The sequence below is a fragment of the Mesorhizobium sp. AR10 genome (assembly GCF_024746795.1).
GTDB lineage: Bacteria > Pseudomonadota > Alphaproteobacteria > Rhizobiales > Rhizobiaceae > Mesorhizobium.
Map to the genome: position 1 here is coordinate 3,471,493 of NZ_CP080524.1, position 15,312 is coordinate 3,486,804.

Annotated in this window: 17 protein-coding genes, 1 pseudogene and 1 riboswitch; of the genes and pseudogenes, 14 read left to right on the plus strand and 4 right to left on the minus strand. The window is 64.1% G+C overall.

Features of this window, described 5'->3' with window-relative positions:
- Positions 1 to 117: 117 nt before the first annotated feature.
- The 5 genes from LHFGNBLO_RS20250 (at position 118) to cobO (ending at position 3,232) form a co-directional block, all read left to right on the plus strand.
- A complete protein-coding gene (locus LHFGNBLO_RS20250) occupies positions 118 to 837 on the plus strand; it encodes a gamma-glutamylcyclotransferase (RefSeq protein ID WP_258601082.1) in 720 nt (239 codons plus the stop codon).
- A 39-nt stretch (positions 838 to 876) separates the two neighbouring features.
- Positions 877 to 1,073, plus strand: a riboswitch (cobalamin riboswitch).
- Between the two features lie 36 nt (positions 1,074 to 1,109).
- A complete protein-coding gene (locus LHFGNBLO_RS20255) occupies positions 1,110 to 1,289 on the plus strand; it encodes a CbtB domain-containing protein (RefSeq protein WP_258601083.1) in 180 nt (59 codons plus the stop codon).
- Positions 1,290 to 1,304: 15 nt separating this feature from the next.
- On the plus strand, positions 1,305 to 2,087 hold the full coding sequence (locus tag LHFGNBLO_RS20260; protein ID WP_258601084.1) for a CbtA family protein: 783 nt from the start codon (positions 1,305 to 1,307) through the stop codon (positions 2,085 to 2,087).
- A gap of 22 nt (positions 2,088 to 2,109) precedes the next feature.
- Positions 2,110 to 2,607 (plus strand): bifunctional adenosylcobinamide kinase/adenosylcobinamide-phosphate guanylyltransferase, encoded by a 498-nt coding sequence (gene cobU / locus LHFGNBLO_RS20265; protein ID WP_258601085.1) that lies wholly within the window; start codon positions 2,110 to 2,112, stop codon positions 2,605 to 2,607.
- Between the two features lies 1 nt (position 2,608).
- The gene (gene cobO, locus LHFGNBLO_RS20270) at positions 2,609 to 3,232 is read left to right on the plus strand and encodes a cob(I)yrinic acid a,c-diamide adenosyltransferase (RefSeq protein WP_258601086.1); all 624 of its coding nucleotides are present in this window, start codon (positions 2,609 to 2,611) and stop codon (positions 3,230 to 3,232) included.
- Positions 3,233 to 3,240: 8 nt separating this feature from the next.
- On the opposite strand, the gene cbiB is transcribed toward cobO, so the two are convergent.
- The gene (gene cbiB / locus LHFGNBLO_RS20275; protein WP_258601088.1) at positions 3,241 to 4,218 is read right to left on the minus strand and encodes an adenosylcobinamide-phosphate synthase CbiB; all 978 of its coding nucleotides are present in this window, start codon (positions 4,216 to 4,218) and stop codon (positions 3,241 to 3,243) included.
- Between cbiB and cobD the strand changes: the two genes are divergently transcribed.
- Both cobD and LHFGNBLO_RS20285 read left to right on the plus strand, forming a co-directional pair.
- Entirely contained in the window at positions 4,217 to 5,272 is a 1,056-nt protein-coding gene (gene cobD / locus LHFGNBLO_RS20280; protein WP_258601090.1) for a threonine-phosphate decarboxylase CobD, read from the plus strand. The genes cbiB and cobD overlap by 2 nt on opposite strands.
- Positions 5,269 to 5,778, plus strand: coding sequence for a tyrosine phosphatase family protein (locus tag LHFGNBLO_RS20285; RefSeq protein WP_258601092.1), 510 nt, complete (start codon positions 5,269 to 5,271; stop codon positions 5,776 to 5,778). Before cobD ends, LHFGNBLO_RS20285 begins: the two co-directional genes overlap by 4 nt.
- Here LHFGNBLO_RS20285 and LHFGNBLO_RS20290 read toward each other — a convergent pair whose 3' ends face one another.
- Both LHFGNBLO_RS20290 and LHFGNBLO_RS20295 read right to left on the minus strand, forming a co-directional pair.
- On the minus strand, positions 5,779 to 6,582 hold the full coding sequence (locus LHFGNBLO_RS20290; protein ID WP_258601094.1) for a creatininase family protein: 804 nt from the start codon (positions 6,580 to 6,582) through the stop codon (positions 5,779 to 5,781).
- Positions 6,583 to 6,637: 55 nt separating this feature from the next.
- A complete protein-coding gene (locus LHFGNBLO_RS20295) occupies positions 6,638 to 7,021 on the minus strand; it encodes a RidA family protein (RefSeq protein WP_258601096.1) in 384 nt (127 codons plus the stop codon).
- A 263-nt stretch (positions 7,022 to 7,284) separates the two neighbouring features.
- On the opposite strand from LHFGNBLO_RS20295, the gene LHFGNBLO_RS20300 reads away from it, so the two are divergent.
- Genes LHFGNBLO_RS20300 through LHFGNBLO_RS20310 form a run of 3 tightly spaced genes read left to right on the plus strand, consistent with a single transcriptional unit; the run spans position 7,285 to position 9,961 of the window.
- Positions 7,285 to 8,289: an ABC transporter substrate-binding protein gene (locus tag LHFGNBLO_RS20300; protein WP_258601097.1), complete on the plus strand. Its 1,005-nt coding sequence runs from the start codon at positions 7,285 to 7,287 to the stop codon at positions 8,287 to 8,289.
- 3 nt (positions 8,290 to 8,292) lie between these two features.
- Positions 8,293 to 9,123, plus strand: a complete 831-nt coding sequence (locus LHFGNBLO_RS20305) for an ABC transporter ATP-binding protein (RefSeq protein WP_258601098.1) — start codon at positions 8,293 to 8,295, stop codon at positions 9,121 to 9,123.
- On the plus strand, positions 9,110 to 9,961 hold the full coding sequence (locus tag LHFGNBLO_RS20310) for an ABC transporter permease (RefSeq protein WP_258601099.1): 852 nt from the start codon (positions 9,110 to 9,112) through the stop codon (positions 9,959 to 9,961). The genes LHFGNBLO_RS20305 and LHFGNBLO_RS20310 overlap by 14 nt, the downstream gene beginning before the upstream one ends.
- A 180-nt stretch (positions 9,962 to 10,141) precedes the next feature.
- Here the strand turns inward: LHFGNBLO_RS20310 and LHFGNBLO_RS20315 are convergent.
- A pseudogene (locus LHFGNBLO_RS20315) lies at positions 10,142 to 11,135 on the minus strand (IS5 family transposase); the annotation flags it as partial.
- A gap of 188 nt (positions 11,136 to 11,323) precedes the next feature.
- Here LHFGNBLO_RS20315 and LHFGNBLO_RS20320 point away from each other — a divergent pair.
- From LHFGNBLO_RS20320 to LHFGNBLO_RS20335, 4 genes are read left to right on the plus strand one after another with little or no spacing between them, the layout of a single operon-like run.
- Entirely contained in the window at positions 11,324 to 12,625 is a 1,302-nt protein-coding gene (locus LHFGNBLO_RS20320; protein WP_258601101.1) for a cytosine deaminase, read from the plus strand.
- Complete coding sequence (locus LHFGNBLO_RS20325) at positions 12,625 to 14,022, plus strand: FAD-binding oxidoreductase (protein WP_258601103.1); 1,398 nt, start codon at positions 12,625 to 12,627, stop codon at positions 14,020 to 14,022. The genes LHFGNBLO_RS20320 and LHFGNBLO_RS20325 overlap by 1 nt, the downstream gene beginning before the upstream one ends.
- A complete protein-coding gene (locus LHFGNBLO_RS20330) occupies positions 14,022 to 14,603 on the plus strand; it encodes an NAD(P)H-dependent oxidoreductase (protein ID WP_258601105.1) in 582 nt (193 codons plus the stop codon). The genes LHFGNBLO_RS20325 and LHFGNBLO_RS20330 overlap by 1 nt, the downstream gene beginning before the upstream one ends.
- Complete coding sequence (locus LHFGNBLO_RS20335; RefSeq protein WP_258601107.1) at positions 14,603 to 15,190, plus strand: NAD(P)H-dependent oxidoreductase; 588 nt, start codon at positions 14,603 to 14,605, stop codon at positions 15,188 to 15,190. Before LHFGNBLO_RS20330 ends, LHFGNBLO_RS20335 begins: the two co-directional genes overlap by 1 nt.
- The last annotated feature ends 122 nt before the right edge of the window (positions 15,191 to 15,312 follow it).

Consider the following 15,312-nt stretch of genomic DNA (forward strand, 5'->3'; position numbering starts at 1 on the left):
CAGGCTTCCTCCGATGTGCCAGCCGACACCCCGGCAAATCGTTTGTCAATCAACCCCCCGGCATTGCCGGTTTCGGGCGCGGCGCATAATCATGCGGCAGAAACGGGATTTGGGAACGTGGCCGCACGACAGATGTCGCTTACGCCGGAATTGGTCGCGCGCTGCTGGCGCGAAGTTGAAGATGCCGGGCCTGACCCGGATGCGGCGCATCTGGACGATGGTGACTATGACGCAATGCTGGACGAGCTGCAGGCTGCACTCCCCGCCACCGAGCCGCTATGGCTGTTCGGCTACGGCTCGCTGATCTGGAAACCTGAAATCGACCATGTCGAGGAACGTGTCGCTGTCGCGCGCGGCTGGCACCGATCCTTTTGCATGAACATGACGCGCTGGCGCGGCACCAAGGAGTGCCCCGGCCTGATGATGGCTCTCGATCGTGGCGGGCAGTGCAAGGGCGTGGCCTTTCGGCTGGCCGACGGTGACCGGCGGCAGCAGCTAGGCAAGCTTTTGCGGCGCGAAGTGACGCTGAAGCCGACAAGCTACCATCCCCGCCTGCTGAGGCTGGCGAGTAACTGCGGGCCGTTGCGGGCGCTGGCTTTCGTCATCAACCGCAACGGCACTACCTATGCCGGCCCGCTCGACGACCATGAGGTCGTGGAAAGACTGGCCGTGTCCTGCGGGCATTGGGGATCGGGCGCCGACTACCTCTACAATACGGTGAAAAACCTGGAGGAGCGCGGCATTCACGACCGCCATCTGTGGCGGCTGCAGCGGCTTGTTGCCGAGCGGATCGCGGTGTCTGAGGCCTCAGGCAGAGTGGCGCATTCACGCTGGTAATGGGCGGATTTTGGTTTGCCGGATGCGACAATTCTGCCTATAGTCGCGACTGTCGTCGGTTCCGTTGGGACCTAAGAGGGAATGCGGTGCGGGCTGACTTGTTGCCCAATGCCGTGGCTGCCCCCGCAACTGTGTGCGGTAGTCCTCTCCATATGCCACTGAAGATTTTCTTCGGGAAGGTGGGGAAGGGCGCTGATCCGCGAGCCAGGAGACCTGCCGGCGACAGGGACAGTGATTTCTGTGCCCTCGGGTGGAGGGCGAAAGGACAAGATATGAATACCGCTTCCATCTCTCTCGGCGCTTCAGCTTCCTCGCAGTCGCGCTTCATGCAGCTCGCACTCGCTGCATTTCTCGGCATCTTCGTCGTCGGGGGTGTTGGCTTCTCGCATATCGAAGCGGTTCACAATGCCGCCCACGACTATCGCCATTCGATGGCATTCCCCTGCCACTGACGAGGATCTGACATCATGAACCTGTTTCGCAACGTCGTGTTCATCGCGGCGATCGCCGGGCTTGTGGCTGGCGTCGTTCTCGCCTGCCTGCAGGCCTATGCCACCGTGCCGCTCATTCTCAAGGCGGAAGTCTACGAACAGGCCGGCGGCGGCCATGAGCACGCCGCCGCGCCAGCGGCACCAGCCGCCAACGCCACCGACACCAATGCCATGAGCACCGCCGCACCGGCGCCGGCCGAGGCGGCCGCACCGGCGGAGGAGGAAGGCTGGGCGCCGGCCGACGGCTTCGAGCGCTTCGCCTTCAGTGTCGCCGCCAACATCGTCACCGGCATCGGCTTCGCGCTGATCCTGGTCGCGGTTTCCGAGTTCGCCGGCGGCATTGGCACCTGGCGCCAGGGCGTGTTCTGGGGCCTGGCCGGCTTTGCCGTGTTCACGCTGGCACCGGGCCTTGGCCTGCCGCCCGAACTGCCGGCAATGCCGGCGGCCGACCTCACCCAGCGCCAGATCTGGTGGACGGCAACGGTGGTGGCGACCGCGGCAGGTCTTGGCCTGATCGCCTTCCGCAAATCGCTGCCGCTGGCGATCCTGGCGGTGGCGTTGATCGTGGCGCCGCATATCGTCGGCGCGCCGCAGCCCGATAGTTTCGAGACACCGATTCCGGAAGGCCTGCACCATCAGTTCGTGGTGGCGGTGACGGTGACCAATCTGTTGTTCTGGCTGGTACTCGGCGCGGTCGTCGGCGTGGTGCGCGGACGCTTTACCGGCACGGCGACCAGCCTGCGCAACAGCTTTGCCTGATCGCGCTGCCCTTCGCGGGGGATTGACCTTCATCATCGGCGGTGCGCGCTCCGGCAAGAGCGCGCACGCCGAAAAACTGGTGACAGCCGGTGCTGCGCCGTGGACCTATATCGCGACCGCTGAAGCCTATGACGACGAGATGCGCCAGCGCATCGCGCTGCATCGGGCGCGGCGCGGCGAGGGCTGGACGACCGTCGATGCGCCACTCGATCTTGCGGGCGAGATCGCGGCGCTGCCTGAGGGCAGACCTGTCCTCGTCGACTGCCTGACGCTGTGGCTGACCAACCATATGCTGGCCGATCATGATCTTGAGTCCGAATGCCTGAGGCTGGCAGATGTGCTGTCGCGACCGCGTGGACCGTGGTTCGTGGTTTCCAACGAAGTCGGCCAGGGCATCGTGCCCGACAATGCGCTGGCAAGACGCTTTCGCGATGTTGCCGGCCGGCTCAACCAGCAGGTCGCGGCAATAGCCGATACAGTGCTGCTGATGGTAGCGGGGCTGCCGCTCAAGGTGAAGTGACATGGCTGACAGCAAACACATCGACGGCAAGGACGAAGAACGCCACCGCGCCAAGATGGCCAAGCGCAAGGCGGTGCAGGACGCCGAGGTGGCGGCCAAGACGGTTGAGAAGGGGCTGCTGATCGTCAACACCGGGCCCGGCAAGGGCAAGACCACCGCCGCCTTCGGCCTGGCGCTGAGAATGCTCGGCTATGGCAAGCGCATCGGCGTCGTGCAGTTCATCAAGGGCAAATGGCATACGGGCGAGAAGGACGCCTTTGCCGCTTTCGGTGACCGCGTCGTCTGGCACACTATGGGCGAGGGGTTCACCTGGGAGACGCAGGATCTGAAGCGCGACATTGCGGCGGCCGAGGCGGCCTGGGCCAAGGTGCTCGAACTGATGGCCGACCCTTCGATCAGCCTGCTGGTGCTCGACGAATTGAACATCGCGCTACGCTACGACTATCTCGATATCGACAAGGTGGTTGCCGCACTGACGGCGCGGCGCGAGGGTCTGCATGTCGTCGTCACCGGCCGCAACGCTAAGCCGGCACTGGTAGAGGCGGCCGATCTGGTCACCGAGATGGGCGTGACCAAGCACCATTTCTCGGCAGGCGTGAAGGCGCAGCAAGGGATAGAGTTCTGACGATCGGCTCAGAACGTCAGAACCATGAGAATCGCCGCCAGAATGGCGAACAGGGCGATCAGCAGGTAGTCGGCGACCTGATATAGCCTCAGCGCCCGTCTGATATCCAGGCTGTCCGCCTCGCGCCGGCCGCCTTCGCCCATGAAGGCATCTTCGACGATGACGCCGCCATAGCTGCGCGGCCCAGCCAGCGCCAGGCCGAGCGCACCGGCCATCGCCGCTTCCGGCCAGCCGGCATTTGGCGAGCGATGTTTTTTCGCGTCGCGCTGCATGGCTTTCCAAGCGTTGCGGGGATCGGCGCCCCTGACCAGAAAGGCGGCGAGCACGATCAACAGCGCGGTCAGCCTGGAGGCCGGCAAGTTGATGAAATCGTCAAATCGGGCCGCCGCCCGGCCGAAGGCCTCGTGGCGCGGCGTGCGGTGGCCGATCATCGAATCGGCGGTGTTGGCTGCCTTGTAGGCGACGCCGCCTGCCAGGCCGCAAACACCGGTCCAGAAGGCGGGTGCCACGATGCCGTCGGAAAAATTTTCGGCCAGGCTTTCGATCGCGGCGCGGGCAACACCCGGTTTGTCGAGCTTTTCCGGATCGCGGCCGACGATACGCGAGACGGCGATGCGGCCGAGCCTCAGCCCGCCTGTGTCGAGCGCGTCGGCTACCGCCTCGACATGCTCAGCCAGGCTCTTCTGCGACAGAAGAGACGATGCCAGAATTGCGGTGATAACCATGCCGGTAGGGAATATCTGCCAGAGCACGATTTGCAGCACAAAGGCGATGGCCGCAGGCACCAGCACGATGATCAGCAGTGCAATGACGCCTCGGCGGCGACGCAGCGCGTCGGAATCAGTGGCGCGGTTGAGCCTTCGATCGAGAAAGGATATCAGCCTGCCAAACCAGGTGACGGGGTGGCCTATGGCTCGGAACAGCCAGTCCGGGTAGCCCAGGGTGCGTTCAATGACTAGCGACAGGAAAGCGATCAGGATCGACATGAAGCTTCTTGATGGAGCGATTGCTGCGGTGGATCATGGCGGGAGCCTTGGCCGGGCGAGCGCGCTCTTCCCTCTCGCGCCACAGCCTTTCGTCGACCTCTCGACGGGTATCAATCCGCACTCCTATCCGCTTTTCGATCTGCCCGCCACCGCCCTGTCACGATTGCCGGAAGCCGAGCGCGCCCGTGAGCTGGCTAATGTCGCCGCGAGCGCCTATGGCGCGCCTTCGGCGGCGCATGTGGCAGCGGCGCCCGGCACGCAGATCCTGTTGCCGCGCGTTGCTTCACTGGTGAGCCCGGGCAGGGCGCTGGTGCTCGGGCCGACCTATGCCGAACATCGGCGGGCAGCGGCGATCGCCGGCCATTTGGTGGCCGAGGTCGAGGATTTCGAGGCTCTGGCCGGGGCCGACCTTGCTATCGTCGTCAGCCCCAACAATCCCGACGGGCGCGTCGTCGAGCGTGAAAGGCTGTTGCAACTTGTCGGAAAATTGCGCGCCAAGGGCGGCCTGCTGGTCGTCGACGAAGCCTTCATGGATGTCGGCCCGCGCGCACAGAGTCTTGCCGGCGATGTCGACCGGGGCGGCATCGTCGTGCTGCGCTCCTTCGGCAAGTTCTTTGGCCTGGCAGGCTTGCGGCTCGGCTTTGCGCTGGCGGATGCGCTGACGGTCGAACGGCTGGAGACGCAGTTCGGGCCGTGGGCGGTTGCCGGCCCCGCGCTCGAATACGGCATCCGCGCGCTGGCCGATAGCAGCTGGCAGGCTGGGATGCGCGCGACATTGCAGGCTGAGGCTGAGCGGCTGGACGCCTTGTTCGGCCGCTTCGGCGTTCCGGTCGCCGGCGGTACCACACTGTTCCGCTATCTTGACTTGCCGGACGCCAACGGGCTGTTTTCGGCGCTCGGCGAGCGCGGCATCCTGCTGCGGCATTTCACCGACCGGCCACTTGTGCTGCGCGCCGGGCTGCCGGGAAGTCAGGAGGAATGGCAGCGGCTCGAATCCGCGCTTGCCGGCTGGGCTTCGCAGCGCGACGATGGCGCCAGGGAGATCGTGCGATGATCCATGTCTGTTCGCTGGCAAAAGTCGAGGAAACCGTGGCGAAGACCGGCGCCGAGCGATTGCTTTCCCTGCTGGCCGCTGGAACCGAGGTGGTGCGCCCGGCCTCGATCGCCAGGGAAAACCACCTGCATCTGGTCATGCATGACATTGCGGTGGCGCAGGACGGCATGACCATGCCGGGCGAGGAGCACGTGCGCAACCTGCTCGATTTCGCCCGCCAATGGAATCGTGCGCGGCCGCTGGTGGTGCATTGCTATGCCGGCATCAGCCGTTCGACCGCCTCGGCCTACATCATCGCCGCAGCGCTGTCGCCGAAGCGCGACGAGGTCGAGTTGGCGCAGACGTTGCGTGTGCTGTCGCCCTCGGCGACACCCAACCCGCGGCTGATCGCAGTCGCCGATGCGCTGCTTGATCGCAACGGCCGCATGATCGAGGCGATCGAGGCGATCGGGCGTGGTGCCGACGCTTTCGAAGGAACGCCTTTCGCGCTGAAGATCGACGCCTGACTACGCCAGCCAGTCCGACAGCTTCGCCTTGCGCACGTCTCGCAAGAGGCTGATGAAGCCGTCGGCCTGATGCTCTGATGTCAGCCGGCCCTTTTCGGCGGTGGCAATGCTGGCGTCACCGACCACGCCGTTCGGGTTGAGATCGCTGGCGATCCAGGCGAAGGCGTGCGTTCCGGTGTGGCGCAGGAGCGAAAACTCCTTTTCGGCGCGGGCGACATTGCTGACGAAATTGTCGGCCTTTCCCATGTCGACGAGGTCGGGCCGGAAATGCAGCATCAGCGAGGTCTCGACGTCGCCGCCATGGATGCCGTGGCGATCCTCAAGCTCGGTGTACATGCCGGCCGGTCGGCCAAATCGCTGCCAGCTCGTCTTCACCGCCAGCATTTTTGCGCGGACGCGCAGTTCGCGCGTAACGATGCCCATGATCTCCTCGTTGCCGCCATGCGAATTGACGACGATCAGTTTCCTCAAACCGGCGCGCGCGACCGACAGGCCGAGTTCGGTCCAGGCTTCGACCAGCGTCGTTGCCGGCAAAGTCAGGGTACCTGGCGCGTGCAGATGCTCGTTCGACTTGCCGACTGCCTGTACCGGCAGGATGCGGATGTCGACATCGCCCGGCAGGCGAGCAATCACCGTTTCGAGCATGCCGTTCATGATCGAGGTGTCGGTCGAAACCGGCAGATGCGGGCCGTGCTGCTCGATCGCCGCCAGCGGCAGAACGGCGATCGTCGCTTCCGGATCGATCGTGGCGTATTCGGTGGTCCGGTAGTCGCCCCACCAAACGCGTCTTTTCGCAACGGTCATGTCATGCCTCTTCGATAGACGAGCCAGACCTAGCGCGGGACGATGCGCCTGTCGATTACCCAGCCGCAATGACCTCGATCTCGACCTTGAATTCAGGCCTGGCGAAACCGGAGACGATCATCAGCGTCGAGGCGGGCGCCGGGCTGGCGAAGAGCCGGTCGCGAACGTCCATATAGGGGCGCAGGAAGGCGCGGTCGGTGACATAGGCGTTGATGCGGACAATGTCGGACAGGCTCAGTCCGGCCTCGCTGAGAATCGCTTCGATGTTCCTGAAGCAAAGCTCGGCCTGTGCGCCGGCATCCGCGGGAATCTGATCGTCCGCTGTGATGGCGACCTGGCCCGAACACAGCACCAGCCGCTTGCCGGGCGGCACCTCGACGCCATGGCTGTAGCGGGCGAAAGGCGGCTTGATCGACTTCGGCGTGAGGAATCTGAACATGGCAATCTCCGGTTTGCAGCCAGCCTAGAGCCGGACCGGTGAGGGCTTCAAGATGGTGGTGCATGTCATGCGGGCGATTGTGGACAGGCGTTTAAAAAATAGGCACGATGCCTTCCGTACAGCATGACCCGCCCGGCCTTCGCGCGCGACTTTTGCGCAAGCGGGCGGTCCCGGCACACGCGGCCGGTGGCATGTGTCTTGCTTCTTGAACCAATGGTGTCGAGCCCGGCGCGCGGCGCGCTGGAGCAAACAGAGGGTAGTCGATGTACGGGAAAAGGAAGATTTCGGCGGGCGTTATCGCGTTGCTTGCTGCAAGCACGCTTGGTGCGGCGGCGAACGAAAAAGTCACCTTCGGCACCAACTGGCTCGCCCAGGCCGAGCATGGCGGCTACTATCAGGCGGTGGCGGACGGCACCTATGCCGCCTGCGGTCTGGACGTGACAATCATGCAGGGCGGCCCGCAGGTCAGCGGGCGGCCGCTGCTGCTTGCCGGCAAGATCGATTTCTACATGGGCGGCAATTTGCTTTCGGCGTTCGACGCCGTGCAGCAGGACATTCCGATGCGGGTGGTGGCGGCGGACTTCCAAAAGGACCCGCAGGTCATCATGTCCCAGCCCGGCCAGGGCCTGGACAAATGGGAGGATCTGAAGACTGCCGACCAATACATACTGAGCGACGAGGGCGCACAGACCTTCTTCCTATGGATGGTCGCGGAGCTCGGCTTCGATTCGGCCAAGCGCGTGCCCTACACGTTCAACCCGGCGCCGTTCATTGCCAACAAGAAGTCGATCCAGCAGGGCTACGTCACTTCAGAGCCGTTCGCCGTCCAGAAGGAGGGCGGCTTCATGCCGAACCAGTTCCTGCTGGCCGACTATGGCTGGGACACATATTCGACGACGGTCGAGACCATGCAGGACACGATCGATAAGCGCCCAGAGGTCGTACAGTGCTTTGTCGATGGGTCGGCCAAGGGCTGGTACAACTACCTCTACGGCGACAACAAGGCCGCCAACGACATGATCAAGAAGGACAATCCGGACATGACGGATGAGCAGATCGCCTTCTCGATCGAGCAGCTGAAGAAGTTCGGCGTCGTCGATTCCGGCGACACCGAGAAGCTCGGCATCGGCGCGATGACGGAAGCGCGCATCCAGAGCTTCTACGACAAGATGGTCAAGGCCAAGGCCTTGCCGGCCGGCCTCGACGTCAAGAAGTCCTACACGCTTGCCTTCGTCAACAAGAGCGTCGGGCTGGACCTGAAGAAGTAGGCCGTGAAGCTGGAGAAAGTGGCGCAAGCGCCTGGAATGGCATCGGGCGAAGGCCCGATGCTGCTGGCGTTGCGCGGTGTCGGTAAGGTTTTTTCCAACGGCGTAACGGCACTCAGCGACGTCAATCTCACAATCCGGGACGGCGACTTCCTCAGCCTTCTCGGTCCGTCCGGCTGCGGCAAGTCGACGGCGCTGCGGCTGATTGCCGGCCTGTCGACGCCGACCTCCGGTGTGCTCGACTGGCGTGGCAGTGGATCGTCGGGCCGCTCGCAAATCGGCTTCGTCTTCCAGGAGCCGACGCTGCTGCCGTGGGCTGATGTCTTCGACAATGTCTGGCTGCCGCTGCGGTTGAAGGGCGTGTCGCGGGCCAAGGCGGCGCCGGCGGTGATGGAGATGCTGGCGCGGGTTCACCTGACCGGCTTCGAGAATGCCGTGCCGCGGGAGCTTTCCGGCGGCATGAAGATGCGCGTCTCGATTGCGCGGGCCATGGTGACCAAGCCGCGCGTGCTTTTGATGGACGAGCCGTTCGCCGCACTCGACGAGATCACCCGCTTCAAGCTCAACAACGATCTTCTGGAACTGTGGCAGGACGAGCGCTTTACCGTCGTCTTCGTCACCCACAGCGTCTTCGAAAGCGTTTTCCTCTCCAACCGCGTCGTCGTCATGGCGGCGCGGCCGGGCCGGGTGTTCGGCGAACTTGCCGTCGATGCGCCCTATCCGCGCGACGACGTGTTTCGCACGTCGCCCGACTATGCCGCGCTCTGCCGCCAGGCCTCGGATGTTCTGGTCAACGCCATCAACTCAACCGCCGGGCCGCATCATGACGGCCATTGACCAACCTGCCGTGAACCTCGATCCGGAGGAGGCCGGCCGCGTTCGCCAGGAGCGGTTGGAACGGATCGGCAGATGGCTGCTACCGCTGGCGATCATGATCCTGGCCATCTGGCTATGGGACCGCATCTGCGTCTGGAACGAGATCCCGAAATACATCCTGCCGCGCCCCGGCGTGGTGTTGCAGACGCTTTATGACGATGCCGGGCTGCTGTTCTCCTCGCTGCTGGTGACGCTCAGGATCACCTTTCTCAGTCTGGCGCTTGCCGTGATTGGCGGGGTCGGGCTGGCGGTGCTGTTTGCGCAATCGAAATGGGTGGAGATGTCGTTTTTCCCCTTCGCCATCGTGCTGCAGGTGACGCCGATCGTCGCCATCTTCCCGCTGATCAACATCTATGTCGACAACCAGACAACGAAGCTCCTGCTTTGTGCCTGGATTGTCGCCTTCTTTCCGATCCTCTCCAACACCACGCTCGGTCTCAATTCCGTCGACCGCAATCTGCGCGACATGTTCAAGCTCAACGGCGCGACACACTGGCAGCAGTTGCGCTATCTGCGCCTGCCAGCGGCGATGCCCTATTTCCTCGGCGGGCTGAAGATCGCCGGCGGCCTGTCGCTGATCGGGGCGGTGGTGGCCGAGTTCGTCGCTGGCGCCCAGGGCCAGTCGTCCGGCCTTGCCTCGCGCATCATCGAGGCCGGCTACCGGCTCAACGCGCCACGGTTGTTCGCGGCGCTGATCCTGATCTCGTTTACCGGCATTTTGATCTTCCTGGTGCTGTCGCTGATTTCGCATCTGATCCTGCGGCGCTGGCACGAAAGCGCATTGAAGCAGGAGCGATAGGGTGGGTGAAAGGTTGGCGCAAATCACCCCCCTCTGGCCTGCCGGCCATCTCCCCCTCAAGGGGCCTGTTGCGTTACTAGGGTGGGAGGGCAAGAGGAGAAGTAAGGGCCAATTCGGAGTGCCCTTCGGCGCGGGCCTGTCGCCGGATGGGTTAGGGTTTGGCGTGTTGGGCGGATTTCGGGCGCAGTGCGGCCCTGGATCAGGTCGCCAGCGTCACCCAGCGGCGCATGTTGAAGGCCATGACGGCGATGAGAACCTGCCCAGCCGCCTTGGCCAAGCCGCGATAGCGGATGGCGCGAAGCCGCATGCGGTTCTTCCATGTGGCAAAGGTGGTCTCGACAGCGAAACGCTGCCGCGCGATCAGCCGGTTGAAGCGCTGCAGGCGCGCCGGCAATTGCGGATGATGCTTGTTGGCCCGCCGCATCAGCCGCGGCTTGATCCCACGCTCCTTCAGCGACAACTCGCGCGCCTTGGTATGATAGGCCGCATCCGCCAACACCGCGCCTTCGTCGCCACAGATGAGATGGTCTGCTTCCACCGTGTCGTTGACGTTGGCCGCCGTCGTCCTCACCCGGCGGATCAGGCCGGACCCCTGGTCGACGCCGACATGCGCCTTGTAGCCATAGGAGGAGCCAGGCTTGCCCTGCCGGCGCGTGAAGCCGGCATCGGGATCGCCAGCCTCGCCGGCCTCTTGCGCCGCTCCACTGGGCGGCCGTGCCGCTGCCGTCTCGATAACGGTGGCGTCGAGCATCGTGCCGCGCCGCAGGATCAGCCCCGCCTTGTCCAGCTGATGGTCCAGTTCGCCGAACAGCTTCTCCAGAAGCCCGGCCTCGACGAGAAGATTGCGAAAGCGGTTGAGCGTGGTGTGGTCGGGCACCGTCTCCTCGAGCGTCAGGCCGACGAAGCGCCGAAACGACAGCCGATCGGCGAGCGCCTCCTCCAACTCGCTGTCCGACAGCCCGTACAAGGACTGCAGAAGCAGTGCCTTGAACATCACCAGCGAACTGTAGGCAGGACGGCCCGGGCCGCCGGGCGAGCGCAGCCGCGCCAGGATCTTCTCGAAGCGATACCACTTCACAAGCGACGACAGCCGGTCCAGCCGCCCGCTCCGACCAAGACCCTGCGGAAGCAGAGCCTCCACAAAACTGAACTGCCCGCTCGGCTTCGTCGTCATCGAACGATCCTCCTGTCAAAAACAGGGAATCACAACCAGCCAATTTTGCAACAGGCCCTCAAGGGGGGAGATCGGACTTCATCCGGGATTGCGCCAATCGCCAACGTTGCTGAACAAGCGCCATGGGCGAAGCTGCCAATCTCCCCCCTTGAGGGGGAGATGTCCGGCAGGACAGAGGGGGGTAGGCCTTGATACCAGCCTCTGGCTCCTACCATCTCGCCAGCGTTCGCGTTCACCAGTCGCTGACGCCTGGCCTTGCCGCGGTTTACGATAGCGATGGTTTCGCGCTAGCCGATATCGTCGTCGCCGATGGCCAGGTTTCATCCATCACGGCTTCCGGCAGATCGAAAGCGCCGGCAGGCGCCACCGACCTAGGCGGCCGCATCGTGCTGCCGTGTTTCGTCGACTGCCACACCCATATCGACAAGGGCCATATCTGGCCGCGAAAACCCAATCCCGACGGCACCTTCATGGGCGCGTTGAACGCCACCGGCGCCGACCGCGCCGCGCGCTGGAGCGCCGACGATGTCGCCCGCCGCATGGATTTTTCGCTGCGTTCCGCTTATGCGCACGGCACCAAGGCGCTGCGCACCCATCTCGACAGCGTGGCGCCGCAAGAGGAGATCTCCTGGCCGGTGTTCGAGGCGATGCGGGAGACATGGCGCGGCCGTATCGAGTTGCAGGCTGCCTGCCTGCTCGGTATCGAAGGCGTTCGCGACAAGAAGTGGTTCGAAAGACTGGCCAAGCGGGTGGCTGCGGCCAAGGGCGTGCTCGGCGTCGTCACCTACATGGTGCCGGATCTGGAAGAGCTTCTCGACCAGGTGTTTGCGCAAGCGATCAAGCATGGCCTCGATCTCGATTTCCATGCCGATGAGACCGACGATGTTGCGGCGATCTCGCTGAAGAAGATCGCCGAGGCGGCCCTGTGGAACGGTTTTGAGGGAAACATCCTCGTCGGCCATTGCTGTTCGCTGGCGCGCCAGCCGGATCTCGATGTGCTCGACACGCTGGACAAGGTGGCGAAGGCGGGGTTGGCCGTGGTGTCGCTGCCGATGTGCAATCTCTACCTGCAGGACCGGCGGGCCGACAACACCACGCCGCGCTGGCGCGGCGTGACGCTGCTGCATGAGATGAAGGCGCGCGGCATTGCCGTTGCCGTTGCCTCCGACAACACGCGCGACCCGTTCTACGCCTATGGCGATCTCGATATGCTCGAGGTCTACCGCATGGCGACGCGCATCCTGCATTTCGACCACCCGGTTGGCGATTGGCCGCAAGCGGTGACTTCGACGCCGGCCAAGGTGATGCGGCTCGACGGTTTCGGCACGCTTGCCGTCGGCGGCGCCGCCGATTTCGTCCTCTTTAGGGGTCGGAGCTGGACGGAATTGCTGTCGCGGCCGGAATCTGATCGCATCGTCGTGCGCGACGGCAAGGCGATCGATCGCCAGCTGCCCGACTATGCCGAACTCGACGAGCTGATGGTGAAATAATGGACATTGTGGCGCTCAAGCGCGATCTCGAAGGTCTGAAGACCGACGACAATCCGGCGATCGTCCAGCAGAAGAGCCGCGACTTCTACTGGTACAGCCCGGTGCTGAAGCAGCAGCTCGATCATGTCACCGGCGACCTGATCGTAACGCCGAAAACCGAGGCCGAAGTGATCCGCGTGCTCGCTGCCTGTCACCGGCATGGCGTGCCGGTGACGCCGCGCGGCAGTGGCACCGGCAATTACGGCCAGGCCATGCCTTTGTCCGGCGGCGTGGTGCTCAACCTCGCCGAGATGAACGCGGTCAAGACGATCGCGCCCGGCCGTGTCGTCACGGGGCCGGGTGCGGTTCTGGCCGATATCGACAGAGCGACGCGCGCGCATTCCGGGCAGGAGCTCCGCATGTCACCGTCGACTTACAACACGGCATCGATCGGCGGTTTCGTCGCCGGCGGCTCGGGCGGCGTCGGCTCGATCCGCTGGGGTGGCTTGCGCGACCTCGGCAACGTCATCCGGCTGCGGACCGTGACGATGGAGGCGGAGCCGCGGGTCATGGACCTTACCGGCGAGGACGTGCTCAAGGTCATGCACGCCTACGGCACCAACGGCATCATCACCGAGGTCGAGATGCCGCTGACGGCAGCCTATGACTGGGTCGATGTGATCGTCGGCTTCGACGATTTCATGGATGCCGCCGGCTTCGGCAACGATCTCGCCATCCAGGACGGCATTCTGGCGAAACTGATCACGCCGATCGCCGCGCCCATCCCCTACTCCTATTTCAAGCGCCATCAGAAATTCTTCAGGCGCGAGCAAAGCATTGTCGTGTGCATGATCGCGCCGCATGCGATGGACGCGTTTGTCGCCTTGACGGCACACAGCAAGGGCGAGATCGTCTTTCGGGCCGACAAGGAGACAGATCTCAAGGGGCTGCCGCCCGCCTATGAACTGACTTGGAACCACACGACGCTGCGCGCCATCAGGGTCGATCCCGACATCACCTATCTGCAGGTTCGCTACCCGTCGCCGGACCATCTCGGTCACGTCAAGGCGATGGTCGATCGCTTCGGCGACGAGGTGCCGGCGCATCTCGAGTTCATCCGCTTCGATGGCGCGATCGGCGCGGCCGGGCTGCCGCTCGTCCGTTTCACCACGGCGGAGCGGCTCGACGAGATCATCCGCATCCATGAAGACAATGGCTGCTGGATCTTCAACCCGCACCGCTACACGCTGGAAGAGGGCGGCATGAAGCGGACCGACGCGGTGCAACTCGCCTTCAAGCGCGAGACCGATCCGCAAGGGCTGCTCAACCCCGGCAAGATGATTGCCTGGGAAAATCCGGACTACGACTACCGCTCCGGCAAGTCGTTCCTGTTCAAGGGTTTGCAGAAGGCAAGCTGATGAACATCCTCGTCCTCTACGCCCATCCGGTCGAGACCAGCTTCAATGCCGGTTTGCATCGGATGATCGTCGAGCGACTGGCGGCGGCCGGCCATGCCATCGACGACTGCGATCTCTACGCCGAGAACTTCGATCCGCGGCTGACGCAGGCTGAACGGCTCGGGTACCACAACGAACGCGGCGTCGGCGATGCCACAGCGCCTTATGTCGAGCGCTTGCTGCGGGCCGACGCGCTGGTGCTGTCATACCCTGTCTGGAATTTCGGTTTTCCGGCAATCCTGAAGGGCTTTTTCGACCGCGTCTTCCTGCCGGGGGTGTCGTTCAAGCTGGTCGATGGCAAGGTGCAGCCGTCACTGCACAACATCCGCAAGCTGGCCGCCGTCACCACCTATGGCGGCAGCCGCTTCCGTGCCATTCTGATGGGCGATCCGCCGCGCAAGCTGGTCGACCGCATGCTGCGCGCCACAATCAAGCCCGGTGCCTCCGTGTCCTACCTCGCGCACTATTCGATGAACCTGTCGACCATTGAGACGCGCAAGGCCTTCCTGGCGAAGGTGGCGGCCAGGATGGATGCGTTCTGATGCGGGTGCTGGTGGTCTATTGCCATCCGGTGCCCGAAAGCTTCTGCGCCTCGATCCGCGATAGTGCCATCGAGGTGCTGAAGGCGAGGGGCTGGGAGGTGCGGCTGCTCGACCTCTATGCGGAGAATTTCGATCCGGTCATGGGCTGCGACGAGCGGCGCTCCTACAATGACCAAGCGCCGCAGGACCCGGCGCTCAAGCCGCATTTCGATCATCTCGCCTGGGCTCAGGCAATCCTCTTCGTCTATCCGACATGGTGGTACGGGCTGCCGGCGATGCTGAAGGGCTGGCTCGACCGGGTGTGGGCGACGGACGTCGCCTTCCGGTTGCCGGCGGGCAAGGGGCGGATCAAGTCGCTGATGACGCATGTGACGAAGATTGGCGTGATCACCACCTGCGGCGCACCGACCTGGTGGAGCGTCGTCGTCGGCCAGCCCGGGCGCAAGACCATCCTGCGCGGCATGCGCGCGCTCTGCGCCACCCGCTGCAGGACGTTCTTCCTGGCGCACTATTTGATGGATGCCTCGACGCCGAAGAGCAGGGCGGCGTTTCTGGCGAAGGTCAGGGCGAGGCTGGAGCGGTTTTGAGGACAGCGTTCTTCGCCCCGTTCACGGGGAGAAGATGCCGGCAGGCAGATGAGGGGCAGCGCGAACATTGCAGAGGCTGGCGCTGCCCCTCATCTGCCCTTCGGGCACCTTCTCCCCGTGAA

What these genes read in the sequence shown, in the direction of transcription:
- LHFGNBLO_RS20255 (WP_258601083.1), top strand. Translation starts at nt 1,110, where the DNA reads ATGAATACCGCTTCCATCTCTCTCGGCGCTTCAGCTTCCTCGCAGTCG.
- LHFGNBLO_RS20260 (WP_258601084.1), top strand. Translation starts at nt 1,305, where the DNA reads ATGAACCTGTTTCGCAACGTCGTGTTCATCGCGGCGATCGCCGGGCTT.
- cobO (WP_258601086.1), top strand. Translation starts at nt 2,609, where the DNA reads ATGGCTGACAGCAAACACATCGACGGCAAGGACGAAGAACGCCACCGC.
- cobD (WP_258601090.1), top strand. Translation starts at nt 4,217, where the DNA reads ATGAAGCTTCTTGATGGAGCGATTGCTGCGGTGGATCATGGCGGGAGC.
- cbiB (WP_258601088.1), bottom strand. Translation starts at nt 4,218, where the DNA reads ATGTCGATCCTGATCGCTTTCCTGTCGCTAGTCATTGAACGCACCCTG.
- LHFGNBLO_RS20285 (WP_258601092.1), top strand. Translation starts at nt 5,269, where the DNA reads ATGATCCATGTCTGTTCGCTGGCAAAAGTCGAGGAAACCGTGGCGAAG.
- LHFGNBLO_RS20290 (WP_258601094.1), bottom strand. Translation starts at nt 6,582, where the DNA reads ATGACCGTTGCGAAAAGACGCGTTTGGTGGGGCGACTACCGGACCACC.
- LHFGNBLO_RS20295 (WP_258601096.1), bottom strand. Translation starts at nt 7,021, where the DNA reads ATGTTCAGATTCCTCACGCCGAAGTCGATCAAGCCGCCTTTCGCCCGC.
- LHFGNBLO_RS20300 (WP_258601097.1), top strand. Translation starts at nt 7,285, where the DNA reads ATGTACGGGAAAAGGAAGATTTCGGCGGGCGTTATCGCGTTGCTTGCT.
- LHFGNBLO_RS20310 (WP_258601099.1), top strand. Translation starts at nt 9,110, where the DNA reads ATGACGGCCATTGACCAACCTGCCGTGAACCTCGATCCGGAGGAGGCC.
- LHFGNBLO_RS20325 (WP_258601103.1), top strand. Translation starts at nt 12,625, where the DNA reads ATGGACATTGTGGCGCTCAAGCGCGATCTCGAAGGTCTGAAGACCGAC.
- LHFGNBLO_RS20330 (WP_258601105.1), top strand. Translation starts at nt 14,022, where the DNA reads ATGAACATCCTCGTCCTCTACGCCCATCCGGTCGAGACCAGCTTCAAT.
- LHFGNBLO_RS20335 (WP_258601107.1), top strand. Translation starts at nt 14,603, where the DNA reads ATGCGGGTGCTGGTGGTCTATTGCCATCCGGTGCCCGAAAGCTTCTGC.